12 protein-coding genes, 1 tRNA gene and 1 pseudogene are annotated in these 21,701 nt (G+C 33.5%); 10 read left to right on the forward strand and 4 right to left on the reverse strand.

Annotation, left to right across the window (positions count from 1 at the left end; genetic code table 11):
- Positions 1-6: 6 nt before the first annotated feature.
- A complete protein-coding gene (locus B11cv2_RS00670) occupies positions 7-1,290 on the forward strand; it encodes an FAD-binding oxidoreductase (protein WP_100692884.1) in 1,284 nt (427 codons plus the stop codon).
- A 606-nt stretch (positions 1,291-1,896) separates the two neighbouring features.
- The gene (gene pgl, locus B11cv2_RS00675) at positions 1,897-2,619 is read left to right on the forward strand and encodes a 6-phosphogluconolactonase (protein WP_100692885.1); all 723 of its coding nucleotides are present in this window, start codon (positions 1,897-1,899) and stop codon (positions 2,617-2,619) included.
- 543 nt (positions 2,620-3,162) lie between these two features.
- Here pgl and folD read toward each other — a convergent pair.
- A complete protein-coding gene (gene folD, locus B11cv2_RS00680) occupies positions 3,163-4,062 on the reverse strand; it encodes a bifunctional methylenetetrahydrofolate dehydrogenase/methenyltetrahydrofolate cyclohydrolase FolD (RefSeq protein WP_100692886.1) in 900 nt (299 codons plus the stop codon).
- A gap of 320 nt (positions 4,063-4,382) precedes the next feature.
- Between folD and B11cv2_RS00685 the strand changes: the two genes are divergently transcribed.
- The 3 genes and pseudogenes from B11cv2_RS00685 (at position 4,383) to B11cv2_RS00695 (ending at position 8,946) form a co-directional block, all read left to right on the forward strand.
- The gene (locus tag B11cv2_RS00685; protein WP_100692887.1) at positions 4,383-6,275 is read left to right on the forward strand and encodes an AsmA family protein; all 1,893 of its coding nucleotides are present in this window, start codon (positions 4,383-4,385) and stop codon (positions 6,273-6,275) included.
- 486 nt (positions 6,276-6,761) lie between these two features.
- A pseudogene (locus tag B11cv2_RS00690) lies at positions 6,762-7,504 on the forward strand (16S rRNA (uracil(1498)-N(3))-methyltransferase).
- Between the two features lie 68 nt (positions 7,505-7,572).
- On the forward strand, positions 7,573-8,946 hold the full coding sequence (locus B11cv2_RS00695) for a glutamate--cysteine ligase (protein ID WP_100692888.1): 1,374 nt from the start codon (positions 7,573-7,575) through the stop codon (positions 8,944-8,946).
- Positions 8,947-9,296: 350 nt separating this feature from the next.
- Here the strand turns inward: B11cv2_RS00695 and rpsU are convergent, their stop codons facing one another.
- Positions 9,297-9,530, reverse strand: coding sequence for a 30S ribosomal protein S21 (gene rpsU / locus B11cv2_RS00700; RefSeq protein WP_100692889.1), 234 nt, complete (start codon positions 9,528-9,530; stop codon positions 9,297-9,299).
- A 1,274-nt stretch (positions 9,531-10,804) separates the two neighbouring features.
- Between rpsU and B11cv2_RS00705 the strand changes: the two genes are divergently transcribed.
- Positions 10,805-11,134: a hypothetical protein gene (locus tag B11cv2_RS00705; RefSeq protein ID WP_100692890.1), complete on the forward strand. Its 330-nt coding sequence runs from the start codon at positions 10,805-10,807 to the stop codon at positions 11,132-11,134.
- Between the two features lie 51 nt (positions 11,135-11,185).
- A complete protein-coding gene (locus B11cv2_RS00710; RefSeq protein WP_245406978.1) occupies positions 11,186-12,721 on the forward strand; it encodes a BID domain-containing T4SS effector in 1,536 nt (511 codons plus the stop codon).
- Between the two features lie 260 nt (positions 12,722-12,981).
- On the opposite strand, the gene B11cv2_RS00715 is transcribed toward B11cv2_RS00710, so the two are convergent.
- Positions 12,982-13,058: transfer RNA gene (locus tag B11cv2_RS00715), tRNA-Arg, on the reverse strand.
- A 380-nt stretch (positions 13,059-13,438) separates the two neighbouring features.
- Here B11cv2_RS00715 and B11cv2_RS00720 point away from each other — a divergent pair.
- The 3 genes from B11cv2_RS00720 to pgi all read left to right on the forward strand — a co-directional run bounded on the left by B11cv2_RS00720 (position 13,439) and on the right by pgi (position 19,547).
- Entirely contained in the window at positions 13,439-14,545 is a 1,107-nt protein-coding gene (locus B11cv2_RS00720) for an efflux RND transporter periplasmic adaptor subunit (protein ID WP_100692892.1), read from the forward strand.
- 33 nt (positions 14,546-14,578) lie between these two features.
- Entirely contained in the window at positions 14,579-17,713 is a 3,135-nt protein-coding gene (locus B11cv2_RS00725) for an efflux RND transporter permease subunit (protein ID WP_100692893.1), read from the forward strand.
- A 190-nt stretch (positions 17,714-17,903) separates the two neighbouring features.
- Complete coding sequence (pgi, locus tag B11cv2_RS00730) at positions 17,904-19,547, forward strand: glucose-6-phosphate isomerase (protein WP_100693916.1); 1,644 nt, start codon at positions 17,904-17,906, stop codon at positions 19,545-19,547.
- Positions 19,548-19,761: 214 nt separating this feature from the next.
- Here pgi and B11cv2_RS00735 read toward each other — a convergent pair whose 3' ends face one another.
- Complete coding sequence (locus B11cv2_RS00735; protein ID WP_100693917.1) at positions 19,762-20,628, reverse strand: YopJ/AvrA family T3SS effector serine/threonine acetyltransferase; 867 nt, start codon at positions 20,626-20,628, stop codon at positions 19,762-19,764.
- Between the last annotated feature and the right edge of the window lie 1,073 nt (positions 20,629-21,701).

A 21,701-nucleotide genomic window follows, 5' to 3' on the forward strand; every position in this document is an offset into this window, starting at 1 on the left:
TCTATTATGAGTGATTATAATCCCATTTCTCCTGGATATTCTTGGTATGAAGATACTTTAAAAGAACGTCCTTCGTACCCATTCGTTAACGAACAAGCGCAGTGTGATGTGGTTATTATTGGAGGTGGTTTTACCGGGCTTTCAGCTGCTTATCACTTAGCTAAAAATGGAGTTAGTGTTATTTTATGTGAGGCTTCACGTTTTGGCGATGGAGCTTCTGGAAGGAATGGGGGACAATTGGGAACAGGGCAAAGACAATGGGTAGAAACGTTAGAGAAAAAATACGGTTTTGAAAGAAGTAAAGCACTGTTTGATTTAGCTGAAGAAGCTAAAAAAGATCTTTTGTCTTGGTGTAGTAAGCCTGATTGTAAAATTGATTTTATGATAGGGCAGCTTTCAGTTATCCATAAAAAACGTGAAATTATAACTTATCAGCAGCATGTTGAGACGTTACAGCGTTATGGTTATTCTAACCTTACTTTTATGAATAAAAATGAAACCGCTGAGCGACTTGGCTCATCTTTTTATCATGGTGGTCTCTATGATGCAGAAACTGGTCATATCAATCCTTTAAAATTTGTTGTTTGGTTGGCAAAAAAAGCAAAAGAGGCTGGTGCTAAACTTTATGAAAAAACCCAAGTAACAGGGATAGAACGAAAGAAAGATCAGTATGTAGTAAGAACAGAGTTGGCAAACATTACGGCTGAGAATGTTTTATTAGCAACCAATGCCTATAAGCTTGGGCTTCAACATTTTGTTGAGAAAAATATTGTTTCTATTCGCTCATATATTGGAGCGACAGAGCCATTACCAAAACATAGTTCAATTCTTTCAAACGGTGAAGCTGTAGATGATTCCCGTTTCATGGTTCGTTATTTTCGCAAAAGTATTGATAATCGCTTATTATTTGGGGGAGTAGAAAGTTATGATCATCGGTATCCGGCTAACTTAAATGAGCGTATACATCGGCAAATTATTGAAATTTATCCTCAATTACGGTCTATAAATTTAACTCATTGTTGGGGGGGAACAGTAGCTATTACAGTTGAACGTATGCCTTATGTTCGCCAAATTATGCCAGGTTTTACTTATTGTGGAGGATATTCAGGTCATGGGGTTATGCTGGCCCCCTTTATAGGGAAATTATATGCTGAATGGTTGTCTGGAAAGCATGAGCGTTTTACATATTTTAAAGATTTAAAAATTTCTTCTTTTCCAGGTGGAAAATTTTTGCGTTATCCACTTATATTTTTAGCTATGAATTGGTTTTCGTTGATAGATCGTTTTTAATTAGTCATGATTTGAAATGAAGAAAGTTAATGATTTATTTCGTGTCTATCTGCTTTGTAGTATGGTTTTTGTAAGACTATATTTATATGATTTATGAAAAGAGGTAAGTGATAGAGAAACATTATAGTTCGTAAGATTATGATTAATAATTTTTTATAAACGAAGACAATTTTTATTTATAGATAGATAAGAATATGTCTAAATTTTCTGTGATTTTATAATTTATTTTTCATAATACTTTTCATATGAATGTAAAAAATTCTAATCGGTTAAATAGTTATCTATAATTTGATAATGAAGGATTCAGTTTCAATAAATCTGTAGTTTTATTATATATCATGAAATCTGAATTTTCAGGTGCGTTTTCTGAGAATAATTTCTAGCGTTTGTGAACGCTTATTGATTGGGGTTATATGCAAAATAAAACATTTTTTGTGCATTGTGATGAAGTTATTGGGTGTTGGATTGACCCAATTCTTAAAGAATGAAAGACACTCAGCCCTTCTATGCATGAGCAAATTCTGGTTCATTGAGAGGATATTTATTTTAACTATTTTGAATGAACGTGATAGGTGCGTGTAGAATAACTTATTTGGGATGATAATAATGTATGAAATGAATATCAACCGTTTAAATTTTGAAACACCTTCTGCTTTAGCATTGGCGTTAACGGATAGGGTTGCGGCAGAGCTTAGCATCTCTATTCTTGAGCGTAAACAAGCAATTTTAGCTGTTTCTGGTGGAAAAACACCAGAGCTGTTTTTTCATTATTTGTCGAAAGTTGATATTGATTGGCAAAATGTTATTATAACTTTGGTTGATGAACGCTTTGTACCTGTTAGCGATGAGCGTTCAAATGAGTATTGTGTACGGCGCTATTTGTTACAAAATTTTGCTGCTAAAGCACGTTTCGTAGGACTTTATCATAAAGCAGTGACTGCTGAGCTTGCGGCTTTTTCAGCGGCTAATCGTGTGAATACTTTGCCTATGCCGTTTGATGTTACTGTTTTAGGAATGGGTATTGATGGACATACTGCTTCTTTTTTCCCAGATGGTGATCGTTTAGAGCAAGCCCTTGATCTCCAATCACAAGCACTTGTTTTACCTATTTATGCTAGGAGTGCTATTGAACCAAGATTGACATTGACTTTGCCGGTTATAATTCAATCTCGTTTTATTGCTCTTCATTTTGAAGGGGTTCAAAAATATGCTTGTTTCGAAGAAGCTTGTCAAAATGGATCTGAAATGGAAATGCCTATCCGAGCAGTTTTGCAGCATGCCCGTCACCTGATTCAAGTCTACTGCTCACCTGCCGAAGATGAAATATAAGAAGTAAAAAATAATGAAAATATCGTAAAAATGAAATGCTTTTTCTGACAATTAAATATGCAAATTAATAAGAAATAGAGATATTTTTTCAAAAACAATTTCTATGGTTAAGTAAAGTGTTTTTTAGCATTTTATGCTGGCACTGAGATCTTCTTTAGCTTAAGATGCAAAGAAAACAAGAAAACTTCTCTCAATGTATTATTGGTGGAAATGATTTCGCTGCAGATGATTATATATTCAAAGTATCCAACAACAATCCATCTTATAGCATTAAATACTTTTGATGATATTTCTATTGTGTTGATGCAGAGCGATAATGCGATTTTCTGTATGTTTGTAGGATTATTTAATCATTGCAGGTAATCAGGTAATTGAACGTCGGAATAATCATATCGTAAGACCTTTTAATAATAGATATAGCATAAATATACGTGCATTATATATGAATATCAGTACGCTGCGCAGCTCAAAAAATATTTTCTATTATAGCATTATTAAAATATAAAAAATTTATTATTCATGTAATAAAGATGCGTAAAATTTTTAGAATTCTGGTACAGGTAATTTATGGGCTCGGTTGGCAGCCTTAAGCGTATTGACCATAAGCATGGCAATAGTCATAGGGCCAACACCTCCTGGCACAGGAGTTATGGCAGTAGCTATTTCCCTAACTTCTTCAAAATCAACATCGCCAACAATATAGGGTTTCATTGTATTTTTTTCTGATGTTTTAATTCGATTAATACCAACATCGATAATAACTGCTCCTTTTTTAATCCATTCCTTTTTAATCAACCTTGGACGACCAACAGCTACTACTAAAATATCAGCACTACGGCACACTTCATCAAGATCACGGGTACGACTATGTGCAATTGTTACTGTGGCATTGACGGCTGTTAAGAGGGACGCCATGGGTTTACCTACAATATTAGATCGTCCGACGATGACGGCATCAAGACCGGATAAATCTTTGCCACATTTTTGTTGAATCATCATCAAGATCCCAGCTGGTGTGCAAGGAATGATTGTGTCTTCGAAGACGTTTGCTGCAAGTTTTCCTATATTTATATAGTGGAAACCATCAACATCTTTCTCGACCGCGATAGTTTGTGTTATATTGTTTGTATTGATGTGAGTAGGGAGAGGCAGTTGCACCAAAATGCCATGGATTTTAGGATCAGAATTTAATGTTTCGATAAGCTGAAGAAGCTCTTTTTCTTTTGTTTCTTTGGGCATTACATGTTTGACTGAAAGAAAGCCGCATTCTTCAGCTTTTTTACTTTTTGATGAAACATAAATTTGGCTTGCAGGGTCGTCTCCTACAATAATAACAGCGATACCAGGTTGTATTTTATAATTATTGTAGAGTTTTTTTGTCTCATTTTTAACTTTGACAAGAATGTCTTCGGCAAGTTTTTTGCCGTCAATAATATTATCCATAAGAGGGATCCTTTCGGTAAGGCTATTTGGTTTTATATAAAGCATTTACTGATTATAAAATAGAGTTTTATAGCAATGTTTAAGTTGGATAAAAAAGGTGGCTAAACGGTTCTTATATGTTTTTTAACATGATGAAGGTATTTAAAATGAATTGTTTGATGAAAAGATAATAATATCTCTGTTCCAATAAGATTTCGATAAAAATGGAAATAATTCAACTTTTAATATATATAATAGATTTCAAGATCCTAAAAAATTTTCTGAACTTTCATTTTATTTGATTTTAGTTTGTGATAAGAACGAAAGCTTAGAGGAAAATTGTGCGCATTAAAATAATAAAATTTTTAAGTGGAATTTTTATCGCAATTGTTTTTTTAGTTGGGGCTGCAGTTATTATTGTGCCCTATATTGTATCAACAGACGCGATTCGTATCCGTTTGGCACAGGATTTAAGTGTATGGACTGGCTATAGTGTTCAATTACGTGATCCTCCAAGATTGAAAATTTTTCCTTATCCAAAAGCATTTCTTTCAGGAGTTACTTTAACACCAAAAATGGAAATTGCTGCATCTTTAGCTGCACCTTTAATGGAAGTAGAATCGATAGAAGTTGATCTTTCTTTGGTTTCTCTTCTTTGGGGACGTATTTCTTTTTCAGAAACACGAATTATGTATCCAAAATTTATTATGGATAAACCTGTTAAAACGATATCTGATTTTTTTGATACACTTTCGCGATCACAAGGTGCATTCGGCTTGGCAATACAGAGTGCTCGTGAAATTATTAAGCATAATCCTGATAATCCAGATGTAGCGAGTCTTTTAAATCAACCTTTTGGGCGCATTGTTATTGAAAATGGTACATTGATGTATCGTGATGGTAGTTCTGTTGTAATGGAACAAATAACAGGATTAAATGCATCAATAGATTGGCCTAGATTAACACAGGCAATGCAGTTCCGTGCAAAAGCCCATTGGCATGGAGAGCTGACTGAATTATTCATTAATGCTGATCAAGCTTTGTTGCTTTTAGCAGGAGGAAAAAGCTCACTTCAGGTGAGTTTCAATTCTGTGCGTGGTGGTATAACTTTTAAGGGACATGCACGGTTATCTGAATATTATATTTTTGATGGGAAGATTTCACTGTGTTCTCCTAGTTGGGATCAAACAGTAGCATGGATTGGTGGTAATCAGTTTTGGGGGCATGGGTTGAAGATACCTATTGTATGGGAATCTGATTTTTTAGCACAGCCGGCACATGTCCGAATGAGCAATGTTATATTTACAATGGGTACAGCAAATGCGCGTGGAGCTTTAGAATTTGATTTTAAAAATCATGTGCCTGTTCTCATGGGGTCTTTAGGTTTTGATAAGCTTGATTTTGACATTTTGAAATTTTTATTTTTTTGCTCTGAACAGGAAAATGAATTTTTTGACGCCGCTTTTTTAAATCATATAGGATTAGATATACGACTTTCAGCTCCACAAGCAAAAATAGGTGATATTGCATTGACTGATTTGGCTGCAGTAATCCAAATTAAAAATGGACATGGCATTTTTGATCTTGGAAATGTAAATGTTTTTGGTGGTTCTATTCAAAGCAACATCCAGATTATTCCAGATGGCAAAAGAGCAAATATTAAAGGAAGTGCTACAGGTACTTCTGTTGATGTACATTCTATTTCATTAGCTTTAGGACTTTTTCCACTTTTACAAGGAAAAACCAACTTCATTATGACAATGCAGATGTCTCCTAGTTGCTGGTCAAAAATTCTTACTCAGATGCAAGGGCAGTTAACATTGAATATGTTCTCTGGTCAAGTGATAGGGCATAATCTGAATGATTTGCAAAATAAACTTTCAGAAAATGAACAGTTTCTTTTAACGTATGATCAAAAGCGTTCAATAGATTTTGATCGTTTGGATATTAAGGCGAAATTGTCAGATGGTACAATATTTGTAACAGAAGCATTAATGTATACTAAAGATTGGAATTTGTTTATTCATAGAGCTATAGAAACTTTTGATACTAAGAATGGACAGAATGATTTGATATTACGAGCAAAATTGCAGAAAAATAATCGTTCAGATACTATATGCAAAGATATTGAATGTCTCAATAATAGTCTTGTACAACCTTTAATTTTTTCATTCAGTCCCACAGAGGAAATTTTAGGTAATTTTTTCGTCAAGAAAAATATTCGTGAAAATTAGTATTTTTTTCATTATGATTAGTAATGTGAGGAATGTTTAGGAAATATTGTTTTATATAAAATTTTAAGAATATACTTATGTGCCTATTTATGCTAGTGTATCTATATTGTACTGAAGTGGTTAGAAATACAGTAGCCATCTTGGATAATTGCGCAATTCTCATCTGCTCCAACTGAACTAATTCCTATAGTAATCAGAATAAAGGCTAGAATTGAGGTAATAGTGATAATTGTAGCTTTTTGAACAGACATATTTCTCTCCAATTACAAGATGGTTTATTCAGTACAATACTGTTATTATTAATTGTGAATTTTTATGAAACTAAAAATCGTTTAACATTTTATTTGTTCCAGCTATATCTTATAAAAGTAAAAAAATTTTATCGTTCTTTCATAATTTAGTTTTTATAGATTTTATTTTTTTGTTAATTATTCTTTATTGCTGCACTTTTTTGACGATTTTAAAAAGCTCTGGTAAAAACTTTTTATGCGTGCAAATTATAAATTGAAAAGACTATTTGTTCGGCAATTATTGGCTTTGAACGAAGAAATAGTAATAGAGGGGCAGCAAGCTTCTTATCTTATACATGTTTTGCGTATGAAAGAAGGCGCTGAGATTTTGCTTTTTAATGGAAAGGATGGTGAATGGCTTGCCAAGCTTCTTTTTATAAAAAAAAAATTGTGGTGGCTTGTCTTATACGTCAAGAGAGGTTGCAGCCAATACATTCGGATCTTTTTTATTGCTTTGCTCCTCTTAAGCATATGCGTTTGGATTATGTGATACAAAAAGCTGTAGAAATGGGGGTATCTGTTTTATATCCTGTTATAACGCATCACACACAAGTTACTCGTATTAATATGGCCCGTATTGAGGCCAATATTATAGAAGCTTCTGAACAATGCGGTATTTTATCTTTGCCAAAATGTGCACCTGTTGTAGCATTAGAAACATTTTTAGAAAATTGGGATAAAACGCATGCTTTATTTTTTTGTGATGAATTGAACGAATCGTATAATCCAATTCCTCTTTTAAGAAAGCATGGCACAAAGCCTTTGGGCGTTCTTATTGGTCCAGAAGGTGGTTTTAGTGAAGAGGAGCGAGTTTTTTTAAAGAAATATCCTTTTGTATTTTCTGTATCATTAGGTCCGCGTATTTTGCGTGCTGACACTGCAGCTGTTGCTGCATTAACTCTTGTTAATGCTACGATGGGGGATTGGTCAATTGGTTAAGAGACTTGCAATATAATTCAAAACAATTCATTAAAATAGTATACTTAGATAATGGGATAAAATAATTTATGGCACTTGATACAACTGATGAAAGTGAAATTAACAGCTTAGATTCTTTAGTCCGTTATTTCGAAGAAGGCTGTAAAACAGAGGATGATTGGTGTATCGGTACAGAACATGAAAAGTTTCCATTTTATTTAGATAGTTTGCGTCCTGTTCCATATGAAGGTGCAAGAGGAATCCGAGTGTTATTGGAAAAAATGCAAGGAGCTTTAGGATGGGAGGCTATTTTAGATGAAGGGAATATTATTGGAATCCTAGGGTCAGTGGATCAAGGTGCTATTTCTTTAGAACCTGGGGGACAGTTTGAGTTATCTGGGGCGCCCTTGAAAACAATTGGTCATACTTACTGTGAAGTTATGAAGCATTTAGAGCTTCTCAAAAAAATTTCACAGCCGCTAGGTATTGGTTTTTTAGGTATGGGAGCTAGTCCAAAATGGACATTGGATGAAACACCAAGAATGCCAAAATCACGTTACCAAATTATGACCAATTATATGCCAAAAGTTGGTCATAGCGGTCTTGATATGATGTATAGAACAGCAACTATTCAGGTGAATCTTGATTTTTCATCTGAGACTGATATGCGACGCAAAATGCAAGTAGCAATGAAGTTACAATCTATTGCAACAGCATTATTTGCTAGCTCCCCTTTTACTGAGGGGCGCCCGAATGGTTTTTTATCTTGGCGTTCTCACGTTTGGCATAATACTGATAATCAGAGAACAGGAATACTCCCTTTCGTATTTTCTGAGTATTTTGGTTTTTCTGATTACGTTGAATGGGCACTTGATATACCAATGTATTTCGTTGTGCGTGATGGGCATTATTATGATTGTACGCATATAACTTTTCGCCAATTTATGAATGGAGCTTTAAGAAGGCAGATTGCGAATTTAGCACCTACTATAGGAGATTGGATTAATCATTTATCGACTTTATTTCCAGAAGTACGGTTAAAACGCTTTTTGGAAATGAGAGGCGCTGATGGTGGTTCTTTACAGCATATTTGTGCATTATCTGCTTTTTGGGTTGGTCTTCTTTATGATAGCGAGGCGCTAAATGAAGCGGAGGCTTTGACGAAAGATTGGTGCTTTGAAGAAGTTTTAGAAATGCATACACGCGTTGCTAAAGAGGGGCTAAAAACACCTTTTCGTCAAACTATAATTTTAGAATTAGCACGTCATACTCTTGCTATTTCACGTAAAGGTTTAAAAAATCGCCACCAGTATGATATTGACGGTTTTGATGAGACAGATTTTCTGGCTCCTTTGGAGGAAGTGGTAGCAATGGGAAGAACAAATGCTGATAAATTTTTATCTAATTATCACTCTATTTGGGGTAGATCTGTGGAACCAGTATTCTTAGAGTATGCTTATTAAATTATTTAAAATCAAAAAGCTCTTTTTGTTAATAATCTACATACTATAATTATTATTTTTTATATTTAGTTTTAGTACAGCTTTGTATCTAAACGATTCGGATTTATATGTATAATGTTCATATGAAAAATAGGGATATAAAACTCTACCCACACAAAGAATCATAAAGAGCACTTCGCATATAGTTACTTTGTCCTATAAGACGAGTGTAATGATTTCCTAAAAAATAACCAAATTATTTATAATACTTAGCTATTAAAATAAAACAGTTCACATCACAAAACACGCACAAACTTCCAAACCTATTTATGTTTTCAGTTAAACTACTGTATTATACCAATAAAATAGGCCTATCGTGCAGAATAAGTACGACTGCCACTGATCAGCCCTTCTCTTTGTGCATGTTTACGAGCAAGTTTACGTGTACGGCGAATAGCTTCTGCTTTTTCACGAGCACGCTTTTCTGATGGTTTTTCGTAGTATCCACGCATCTTCATTTCACGAAAGATACCTTCACGCTGCATCTTTTTTTTCAACGCGCGCAATGCTTGCTCAACATTATTATCACGAACGAGTACCTGCACAACTTATCCTACTTTGTTTTAATATTAAAAATAAATAAGCAACAACTAAAATCTCTTAAAACTATTAGGTCAAAAGATCAGATAGAACCAGACACATACCATATAAATAAGATGCTTGTCTATATTGCTTTTCAAAAACTCTATTCTTTTTGCTATCATTTGCTAACGTACTTCTCTTTCTAGGATATGACTAGGTTTATAATACAATTTTTGTCATCTTTATTCTGATAATAACTTCATTTTATCTTAAATGATAATAATAGAAGCAATACTTTGCTATATTAACTTACATGTTGATGATATAATCATACTCTTGTTGTTCGATCGATTAGGGTTGGAGGATCAATTCTTTTGACTGTTTTATTTGTACAAGAGCAACAAGGGAGAACGGTAACATTTTTCTACGGATATAACGGCTGTTGAAAGGTTGTTTATTATTTGTTTCAATGCCATGAGTAGCTATTGTTATGATATTGGAAAGAGTGGTGGAGGTTTGATCGGCATTATGATTTTTCAGATATCAGAAAGTGATAATCTGCGCATAAGAATAAATTTCAATTTGTTACGAAATTCAGATGGAGCTTACTCCAACACATTTAAGAAAAAATAGCAATTTATTATGCAATGCGGTAAATGAAGTGTGTATCTAAAAATTATGTGTTAATTGGAAAATTTTGTCATGAAAGTTTAAAATAAAGAACTCATCATATTTTCCGGAATTATATGTTTTCTGGTGATTATAGGATATGTCTGTATTTTTTTTGGTATATGGAAGAAGTGATAGCATGAGCACTTCTTAAATGATTGGTAACTCTTCATAAAACAATAGAACAGATCTCAATATTATTTTGAAAATCCAAAAATAACAGATGGTGTTAAATCTCCAAGAAACAGTTAATCTAAAAACCAGTTTTATATTTGAAAAATCGTTAATAATACTGTCAAAAAGGTAATAATATCTTTTTTTCTGATCTTATATTTTAGATATTTTCTTAAAATAAATAATACAACAAAATCTACGGGACTTGCAGAAAATCAACACTTTATTTTTTTACAAAGCATTCATTATCTAAAAATTTATCTCTACATAATTGATTTAAAAACAAAAGCCATTAGTTATTCTAAATATATAATTAATATTGTTTATAATAAAAAACATATTGACAATAATAAAAATAATATATAAATTAACATTATGTATTTATTTATAAATAATAATCGCTAATTTTTAGAAAAGCTGATTGTTAAGGCGTGCGCTGATTGTTAAGGCGTGCATGGAAAAATTTCTTAGTTCTAAAGCTTCTTTACCACAGAAGTCCAAAAATAAAATTGTTAGTACAGACAATAAGTCGGATGCAGGGGCGATAGATATTTCTCGAAAGGAAGTAGAAGAGCTTTTGGGAGCGTTTGATATAGTCAGCAATATACACATGATTCAAGGGCTTTATATTTCTCTTGAGGAATTCATCTTTATAAAAAGACATGTGGCTGCAGCTAAGGGTTTGTTAGACTACGATCTTTCATCTAATGATTTTTTACTTAGAGATTTGTCATACGGAGACCTTGCGCGGAAGAAATTTAACATTCCGATAGATGAAATTTGATCAAATGGCTATATCTATTCTAATAATTTAACGCTAAAAAATAAATATGAATTGCAAGGCATAGAGTTTCGAAATGTATGTGCCTATGATGTACTAAAAGCAGAGTACAGGCTAAAAAAAGAACCGCTACCAGAAAAGTTTGATTCGTCTTATCTAAAATATCTTCATAAATGTTTATTTGAAGAGACGTTTGAATGGGCTGGGCATACCCGTGACATTCCATTTACATTTTTAGATGGCTCAGTTACCATGGTGCCAGTCAATGATAAAATTAAAGACGGTTTAGAGAGAATCGACCAAATACTAGCCGAAAAGAATAATTTGAAAGGTTTATCACGTAAAGAGTTTGTCTATGAAGCATCGATGCTCTTTGCTTTGTTTAGTAATTTACGACCTTTCGCGGTTGGAAATGGGTGCGCACAACGAATATTTATGGAAAAAATAGCCGAAGCAGCGGGGCATAGGCTTGACTTCTCGGTCGTGACAGAACAACGCATGCGATCTGCTAATAATGCTGCGTTACCACATGATGGCAAAGCTGTAGGCAATATCACTCCTATGTGTCATCTGTTTGAAGATATCTCCAATCCAGAAAAAGTGGATGTTTTAAGAGAATTCATGAATGCCATAAGGAATCGGGGATCTTTTGATGAGTACGCAAATATAAGAAATAAGATTATTGTAGCGCCAAATGAAGGTTCTACTTATACAGGCATCTATAAAGATAGTAGCCCAGATTCTATTATGCTCATGGTGAATGATAAGTATGTTATATGCAAAAAAGATTATCTTGCACCAGAAATATTAACAGCATTACGGCTTGGTGATAAACTTACTTTTAGAGCTTCTGTGCCAGAAAATTTTGAGCATATTCTTATTCCAGAAGAAAAAGTAGCCTCTTTGACAGAAAAAGAAATTGTTGCAAAAATTGTAGGAAATGTTTTCGTCCAAAAAAGTCAGCAAAAAATCAAAACTTTATCAAAATCTGTCTATAAAAACTCGAAAATGTTGGATGCTGATATCAATCTTGTTAATATAGATTCAAATCTAGGTGAACAGTATATTAGGCAGAATATCAGTCCTTTTAAATATATGTCTAAATTGTCAGGTACGGAAATATTGGGTATTAACAGTCCACAGCGTAAACAAGCTAAGAAAGATTACTTTAATCTCAGTCAGGAGTTTGATAATTATATAAGTGTTGTACTCTCTATTAGAGAACAAATTCTTCAAGTGCACCAAGAAAAACAAGAACGTTGTCAGCAATCGATAAAAATGCCTAGTCAAGCAGTGCAAAATGTCCTTTCTTTGTCTGAAGAAGATCAGATCAAAGCTTTAAATGCTAATCCTTCACTTCACGAAGAGATTACAGGTCTTTTGGATAAGGTCAAAGATCGTCTTACATTTTGGGAGTATCAAGCCCTTGATGATAGAGATTATGAGAAACTCTCTAAAAGTATCGGCATATCAGTCAGCAGAGCACAGAAAGTTACAGAAATTATTAAGAAAGCTCAAAAGGTATGTCAGCTAACGAGAAGCAGAGCTCATGAGTTGAAAGCGATGGAATGTAATCGGTTACAAATATAAGATTTACTTTTTATATTCATGGGGACAAAGTATCTGTATAAAATATCCGCCTCTACCTCGATTGTAATAATCTGAGGTGCTGTAGTTTTTTATTCAGTCAGTATTGGATTTATCTAAACAAAAAATAGCTTGGAAAGAACTTTCAATTTATAATTAAGCTAAAAAGGAAAATGTAAGGTTCTATTTCCTTACCTTTAATTACACTATCTTTAGTATTCAAAAAATATAAACGAAATTAACATATTATTCACAAAACCTATTGGCGCACCCGAAGAGATTCGAACTCCTGACCCCCAGATTCGTAGTCTGGTGCTCTATCCAGCTGAGCTACGGGTGCAAACTCAGTTCTTTTAGTTAGTATATGAGATTCTTAATTGTTTCATTAGCGAATTACAAGTGAAACTTGGTAAAAATAGAGATTTTTATCTATTAGTCCATTATATATTATTGTTTAAATACTGTTGTAATTTTTCGATTACTAGAAAGTTTCTGCATAGTATTTACATCATTGTATCATAATATGGTTCCAATATGAACGATAGTTAACTTGACGGTCTGATCTACGAAAGATAGTCAAGTATAAATGAGATATGTTTTTGTGATGAAAGTTTAAGAGACACTATCTGTAATTTGGTTTTTGATAAAACTTAAATATTACACAAAATTATTTCATACAGATGTGTGTATTCATTATAAATCAATGATAGAGGTGTCAAATTGTGGAAAAAAACTATTCCATTAGTACTTTTAGCTTTTGTTTTAATTATTTCTTATTGTAAGTCAAAACACAGTTTAGAAAACTCTACTCACACAGTAAATCAATCAAAAAATGTGCCTCATAAAATACTAAAATCACCGACAAATATGTCGGCAGCAAAAGTTATTGTTGATTCTGTTAAGGTTAAAAATTTTAATGAAACGCTCAATTTAATTGGCAATGGAAGAGCTATTGCAGCGGTAAGATTAACTCCTTGGTCGGTAGGTGTTATTGATAAATTTTTTGTATCAGCTGGAGAAAAAGTGCAAGTTGGTGATTTGATTGCAAAACTTGATTCTAAAAAGGAAGAGATAGCGGCTGCAAGAGCTAAGGTACAACGTGATAATAGTGCTTTAACGCTTTCGCGTATTCTTAAGTTACGTGCTACTAATACAGCAACAGAGGTGCAAGAACTGACAGCACGCTTAGAGCTAGATAATGCAAATTTGGCTTTGCGCGATGCTGAATTAGCACTTGATCGGCGGACAATTCGTACACCAATTAATGGAATTGTTGGTATTTTACCTATTGATGTAGGGAATGCTGTTGCTCTTAATACTGAAATAGCTCGTATTGAAAATAGAGAGCGCATTTTAATCGATATATGGGTACCTGAACGATATGTATCACGCATTAGCAAAGGAGATGAAGTAGTTGTATCTTTAACAACACAGCCGAATGAGACTTTCGTTGGTTATATTTATGCGATTGATAATATAGTTGACGTTGCAAGCCGTACGTTTCGTGTTCAAGTTGAGATCGAAAATAAAAAAAATACACTTATGTCTGGTATGTCTTTTTCTGTTACATTTCAATTCGATATCGGTTTATTTCCTGTTGTTAATCCTCTGGCCGTTCAATGGGATAGTAAAGGGTCATTCGTATGGTGTGTAAGAGAAGATAAGGTAGAACGTATTCCAATATCAATTATTAAGCATAAAACAAATCAAATGTTTGTGAAAGCTTTTTTAGAAAATGATGTTCAAGTTGTTATACAAGGGGCACAAACGCTTTATCCAGGTAGGAGTGTCATTATTGAAGACTCAACAGGCTCCAACAGTAATTAAGTAATTATGGGTAATGAATAAGCGGGATGTATAATGAGTCAAGAGCTTAAAACAAAACAATTTGTAACGGAGCTAGGACAAAGCAGTATGATCGCATTATTTATTCGGAGGCCAGTTTTCACTTTTGTTGTGAATGCTATGATCATAATTGCAGGATTTTCTGCATGGATGAATGTTGATGTACGCGAATTGCCCGATGTTGATACTCCAGTAACGACGATTATGACAATTTTTTCTGGTGCATCAGCAGAAACAATTGATCGTGAGATTACGAAAGTTATAGAAGATGCTGTTGCTCGTGTTTCAGGGGTTAAAACAATTTCTTCAACTTCTTCTTTTGGTCGTTCTCGTGTACAAATTAATTTTAATGTTGGTGTTGATTTAAATGTTGCAGCATCTGACATTCGTGATGCTATTTCTCGCATTACTTATTCTCTACCAAAAGATGCAGATTCACCTTTAATTATTAAAGCAGATTCAAATGCTGCTTCGATGATGTATTTAGTCGTGACTTCACCAACAATGAATATTGATGATTTAACAACGATTGTAAATGATCAAATTATTGATACGCTTTCTGCTGTTGATGGTGTTGGTGATGTGCAAGTTGATAGTGCTCGCACGAAAATCTTTCAGATTGATGTTGATCAAGTGAAGCTTGCTAGTTATGGATTGACCATGGGAGATATTTCGCGTGTTCTTGCTGATATGACAACTGATGCTCCTGTAGGATCATTACGCAATTCTATACAAACCTTAATTATACGTGCGACTGCTCGCTTGACAACACCTGAAGCGTTTGAACAAGTTATCTTAAAATCTCATGTCCGACTTGGAGACGTTGCACGTGTTACTTTATCCCCTGATGTAGAAACAGTTATTCTTCGCGTTAATGGGAAAACAGGGATTGGGATAGGGATTGTGCGTAAGGCGCAATCTAATACTCTCAATATTTCTAAAGGTGTTCGGGCGGTTCTTGAACAACTTAAAGCTGTTTTGCCTCCTTCTGTGCATATGAGTATTCTTAGTGATGATGCTATTTTTATTCAAAGTGCTCTTCATGAAGTTGAAGTTGCTTTAGCCATCGCTATATTAAGCGTTATTTTAGTTATTTTTCTTTTTCTTAGAGATATTCGTGCAACACTTATTCCTATTTTGTCTATTCCAGTTGCTCTTATAGGGACAATTGCAGCAATTTATCTTGCAGGGTTTTCATTGAATATTTTGACATTTTTAGGACTTGTTTTGGCGACGGGGCTTGTTGTGGATGATGCAATTGTTGTTCTTGAGAATATTGTTCGAAGGCGTAATATGGGATTAGGATCTCAGTCAGCAGCAGTAATAGGAACACAAGAAGTATTTTTTGCTGTTTTAGCAACGACATTAACTTTAGTTGCTGTTTTTGTACCTATTTCTTTTCTTCCTGGACAGGTTGGGGGACTTTTTAGAGAATTCGGTTTTGTTTTAGCTATTTCCATTTTGCTTTCTTCAGTTGTTGCTTTGACACTTTGTCCTATGCTTGCTTCACGCTTTCTTAAACAATATGTTAAAGACAGTGGAGAAAAAGCGCATTATTTTGCTCTTTTAGATAAATTAGGTACTTTTTTTAGCAGGAACTATGCTTATAGTTTACATAAATGTTTAGAACGTCCTTGGACTGCTGTACTGGTTTCGTTTGTTTTTACAAGCCTTTGTCTTGGAGGCTACATGAAATTACAACAGGAATTAACACCAACAGAGGATAGAGCCGTTGTTTTTTTAGTTATTAATGGGCCACAAGGGATTTCAGTGCAATATTTGAATGAGCAGGTGAAGCAGATTGAAGAGAGCTTAGAGCCTTTGCGTGATGCTGGTGAGATTATTAATAGTTACTCTGTTGCTGGAGTTGGTGGTTCACCTAATAGTGCTTTTCTTGTTTTGTTGCTTTCACCTTGGGATCAGCGTTCTCGGAGCCAGCAAGAGATTGTAGAAGATATTAATGTGAAGGTTAAAGAATTTCCGGCAGTATTCGTATTTGCAGCTCAAGGAAATTCATTAGGAGTTCGAGGAACTGGTCAAGGATTACAATTCGCAATTCTCGGAGATAATTATACAAAATTACAATCTATTGCTGGCGAACTGATTAAGCTTTTGCAATCTGATACGCGCTTTATTCGTCCACGGCTTACCGTAGATGCAACACAACCACAATTTTTTATTGAAATTGATCGAGAAAAAGCTTCTGATTTAGGTATTGATATCACTAATTTGAGTAATACGCTACAAGCAATGTTAGATGGAAGAAAGATTGGTTCCATTTATGTAGATGATCATTCTTACGATGTTAAACTGACATCGCGTAAGAACCCCATTACTGATCCATCTGATCTGGAGAATGTTTTTTTTAAAACTACAGACAATAAATATGTTCCTTTATCGGTTATTGCAAATTTGCATGAAAAAGCTATTGCACCACAGTTAAAACGAGAAAAACGTATGAGTGCAGTTGTGTTAAGTGCAAATCTTGCTCTAGGTGTTTCTTTGGGAAATGCGTATCAAGCTATAGAAAATATTGCTTCTCCTTTGTTAGTGGAAGGAAATTATATTATTCCTTTGGGTGAAGCTGCAACACTTAGTGAGACATCTTCTAGTTTCATGATTGTTTTTGGTATCGCCTTTGTGATTATTCTTTTGGTTTTAGCTGCGCAGTTTGAGAGTTTTATTTCAGGTTTTATTATAATGGCTACTGTACCATTAGGACTTGGTTGTGCTGTAATTGCTATGCTTTTTAGCGGTGTTAGTTTGAATATTTATAGTCAAATCGGTTTGATTTTATTGGTCGGAGTTATGGCAAAAAATGGTATTTTAATTGTTGAATTTGCAGATCAGTTACGTGAGCAAGGTAAAAGTGTGCGTGAAGCTGTAGAAGATGCGGCAAATATCCGTCTTCGCCCAGTATGTATGACAATGATTTGCGCTATCTTAGGAGGAATTCCTTTAGTTTTAGCAAAAGGCGCTGGGGCAGAAGCACGTATAGCTTTAGGATGGGTTATTGTTGGTGGTTTAGGTCTAGCAACGATTTTTACTCTTTTTATGACGCCAGTTGTTTATCTCTTACTTGGACGTTTTATACAACCAAAAGCAGAACAAGCTCTGCGTTTAAAAGACGATCTTAGCCACATTGACTGATTTTTTAAGAATAAAAGGTGAATAGATTTTTAAATTTTTTATTTGAAAGATATCATTTTAGTACTTTATCTTTTTTATTTTTGCATAGCTTTATTTTATAAGTATGCAATGAAAATAAGTTGAATAGTTTTCTATCTTGTTACCATTAATGTTTAAAATTCTATTATCAATGATTAGGGAGATATAATTGATAATTCGTAATGAAAAAGCTTTTAATGAGACTTTGAAGGAACTAAAACAGCATCTTATACAAGATAGGGTTTGTGATATCCGTCAACATTTTATAGAAGATGCGCAACGTTTTACTCATTTTTCTTTAAAACTTGGTGATTTTCTTTTTGATTTTTCAAAGTGCGGTGTAACATTTAATACTTTGCGGCTTTTGGATAATCTTGCTGTTGCAACAGATGTATTAGGTTGTTGTAAAGCAATGTTTTCCGGTGAAATTATTAATAAAACAGAACAACGTTCAGCTCTTCATGTTGCATTGCGTTTTTCTGTCGATGAAATTTTTATGTTAGATGGATGCAATATTGTTCAAGATATTCAAGCTGTTTTTTCCCGCATGGAAACATTTTCTGAAATGGTCCGCAATGGAAGCTATAAGGGAAGCAGCGGTGAGAAAATACTTGATATTGTGAATATCGGTATTGGGGGTTCTGATCTCGGGCCAGCAATGGTTACGGGCGCTTTGAAGCCATATCATAATGGTCCACGTTGTCATTTTGTTTCTAACGTTGATAGTGCACATATTTCTGACACTCTTGCTAATTTAAATCCAGAAACAACGTTATTTGTTATTGCCTCTAAAACTTTTACTACAGTTGAAACGATACTTAATGCTCGTGTTGCACGTCAATGGATTAGTGCGCATTTAGGTAAGGAAGCAATAAAAACCCATTTCGTTGCTGTATCAAGTGCAGTTGATAAAGCGATAGAATTTGGTATAGCTCCATCAAAAATTTTTAGGTTTTGGGATTGGATAGGGGGACGTTATTCAGTTTGGTCAGCAATTGGCCTTGTTATTATGTTAGCAATAGGTAGCCAGAATTTTCGTCAATTTCTCAAAGGTGCCCAGCAGATGGATCAACATTTTAAGAGCGCGTCTTTACATCAAAATATTCCCATTCGGTTCGCCCTTTTAGGATTTTGGCATCGCGTTATTTGTGGTTATACATCACGTGTTGTTGTTCCTTATGCGCAGCGTTTGGAGCGTTTGCCAGCTTATTTACAACAGCTTGATATGGAATCAAATGGCAAGCAAGTTTTTTTGGATGGTAAACCAATGAATTTTCCAAGTGGGCCGATTGTTTGGGGGGCTTCAGGAACAAATGGACAACATGCTTTTTTTCAGTTCTTACATCAAGGAACAGATATCGTTCCTGTAGAATTTATTTTATTTGCAAAAGGGCATGAGCCAAATTTACGTCATATGCATGATATGCTAGTGGCTAATTGTTTGGCACAGTCAGAAGCTTTGATGAAGGGTTGTGATGTTGAAGATAGACAAAATACTATTCATAGAGTAGATAATACTGATATGGATAATTTAGCTCTTCATAAAAGTTGTAAAGGAAATCGGCCTAGTATTATCTTGCTTCAAGATTTACTGACACCTTTTACTCTTGGTCGTTTGATTGCGCTTTATGAGCACCGTATTTTTGTTGAAGGCATTTTAATGAATATTAATTCATTTGATCAATGGGGTGTTGAGTTTGGCAAAAAGTTAGCAAGTGAATTATTGCCAATGATTGGTGGAGAAGATGAGAATAGCGATCATGATAGTTCAACATTAGGATTATTAGCGTATATCCAAAACAGCCGTATTAAATAAAACGTTGAAACTTAAGTATGTAGATGTGTAATAGAAAAGTCTTTAATAGGTTAATTATCGAGTGTATGGAAGTATCACTTAAAACTATAAATATTACACAACCCCTATGAGGTAGCACTTATAATACTAATCTAAAACTCTCAAATGCAGAAAAAACATATAAAAATTAATACTCACTATTTATATAAATAATCAAACATTAAAAATGATATCACTATCTCATCAGAGATTTATATTCAGTAATCCTTTTTTTGTGTGCTGATACAGACATAGCTCTACCCCTTGTTACAACTGTATTTTTTTCAAATCTTTCAAAAATAGTTTCATTTTTTTTGTTAACGATTTCGTTTTCAGATCCTGGATTTTTTTTCACATATTCTTTAAGACGTCTTAAACCCTGCACGTGTTTATAAAAGTCGATTGGAAGATACATATCCAAAAAACCGGAAGATAAATGAACTTCTCTATCCCACCGATCACCTTTAATATTATCTCTATGTAATCTTTCTAATTTATCGGACCGAAGATAAAATTTTTTAGCGAGAGCTAAACTAAAAATTCCACATTCAGATATACTTCGTTGAATATCCATTTCTGCCATGGAAAAATAACAGTCAGGTAATCGACATTCCATGATTGATTGCATTTTTGCTCCTAGAATTGCTGGTATTGGAAAATCGAATCTCGCAGGTTCAAATAATATCAAAGATACTTTGTTATCAATAGTTTGGTGATCAAGTACTGCAAAATGAATGCGATTATCATTTCCTCCTACGTTAATTATATATCTAGAAGATTTGATTCTATTCTTAATTGTTTTTTTGATTGATGCAACCAAATCTCTAGGTTCTTTAATCAATGTAAGATTCATTTCTGGATATTTATTATTCGCCTGCCTTATCAAGGCATCCATCATTTTAACATCTCTTTCTATATAATTAATATCAGGCCAATAAATATCAGCAATGTCACGTTCTAAATCTGTAATAACGTTTGCTAGCGCTTCATTACTTAAACCAACACCGTCTTCGGTATTAGATAAACCAACAGCACTCCTTATTGCACTCAATAATTTCCGCATTAAATCATTTGACTTTATAAAAAATTTTAACAGACTCAGATAATATAACATTATTATGATTACATTATGTCATAGATTAATTTTCTCTCTTTTTGAAAAAAGAAGGTAAAATTAATATTTTAAATCTAAAAAACTTTTATGATAAGTTTTGAAGAAATTTACTTCTCCATGTTAATTAGTTAACATGATTAGCAATTTTTAAAAATAGTGTCACAATCTCATCAGATTTTTGTATTCAGTAATCCTTTTCTTATGTAATAAGACAGATTACTATAGTTAGATTTTAGTATATAGTTCTTTGATTTCGTTTTTATCATTGCCAATGGAGTTATCATAGCAGGTTCTAGTATGGACATCTGAAGCCAAAAATTCGGTCTCTGTAGCTCTGAAAAATGAAAAAGCCAATGCAAATGTCATAGGAAGCTTTAAGTATTTTATGTGGATTGTTAAAAGAAGTATGTTCTAAAATAATATTTATAGGATTTATTATTTCTGGTTGCATAACTTGAATAATTAACCAAAGCGTAAATTTATCCTTACTTTTTATTACTAAACAAATCAAATGTGTTCTCTGTTGCTGGTATTAACTTATGTTTTATAGGAAACTTGATACTTGGATTATTGTTAAGTTCGGAATCTAGACTGGGATAGACAGCTTTAACAAATGGAAAAGAGCTTTTTCTGACCATATGTTATTTATCTTAATTGTTTGTTTTTTGTATTTTATCCAAAGTGAAATATTCGCATAGATAGTAGTAGCGGTAAGAGAGCTTATAGACAAGTACTTAAATACCGTTAACATTCTTCGTTACTCTATTTCGAAATAATTATAATCGAATGGCTTTGTAAAAATAATTGGATACTAAATTTATTGTTTAAAAAATTATTAGTTTAGAGGATAGTTATTTAATACATTAACATTATCCGTATGATTATTGTAATCATATTCTACACATTAATATTTTTTAACAGTATGATTATAATTAAAAGAATGTTGTGCTGTTGAAGCAGAATGAATATTAAAGTGGGAATATTCATTTTACAAATTACAAGCATGTTTTTTATGACTTATA

The sequence above is a fragment of the Bartonella sp. 1-1C genome (assembly GCF_002810325.1).
Lineage (GTDB): Bacteria > Pseudomonadota > Alphaproteobacteria > Rhizobiales > Rhizobiaceae > Bartonella > Bartonella rochalimae.

Coding starts and splice junctions, on each gene's coding strand:
- B11cv2_RS00725 (WP_100692893.1), top strand. CDS start 14,579: ATGAGTCAAGAGCTTAAAACAAAACAATTTGTAACGGAGCTAGGACAA.
- B11cv2_RS00695 (WP_100692888.1), top strand. CDS start 7,573: ATGGCACTTGATACAACTGATGAAAGTGAAATTAACAGCTTAGATTCT.
- B11cv2_RS00735 (WP_100693917.1), bottom strand. CDS start 20,628: ATGCGGAAATTATTGAGTGCAATAAGGAGTGCTGTTGGTTTATCTAAT.
- folD (WP_100692886.1), bottom strand. CDS start 4,062: ATGGATAATATTATTGACGGCAAAAAACTTGCCGAAGACATTCTTGTC.
- pgl (WP_100692885.1), top strand. CDS start 1,897: ATGTATGAAATGAATATCAACCGTTTAAATTTTGAAACACCTTCTGCT.
- B11cv2_RS00670 (WP_100692884.1), top strand. CDS start 7: ATGAGTGATTATAATCCCATTTCTCCTGGATATTCTTGGTATGAAGAT.
- B11cv2_RS00705 (WP_100692890.1), top strand. CDS start 10,805: ATGGAAAAATTTCTTAGTTCTAAAGCTTCTTTACCACAGAAGTCCAAA.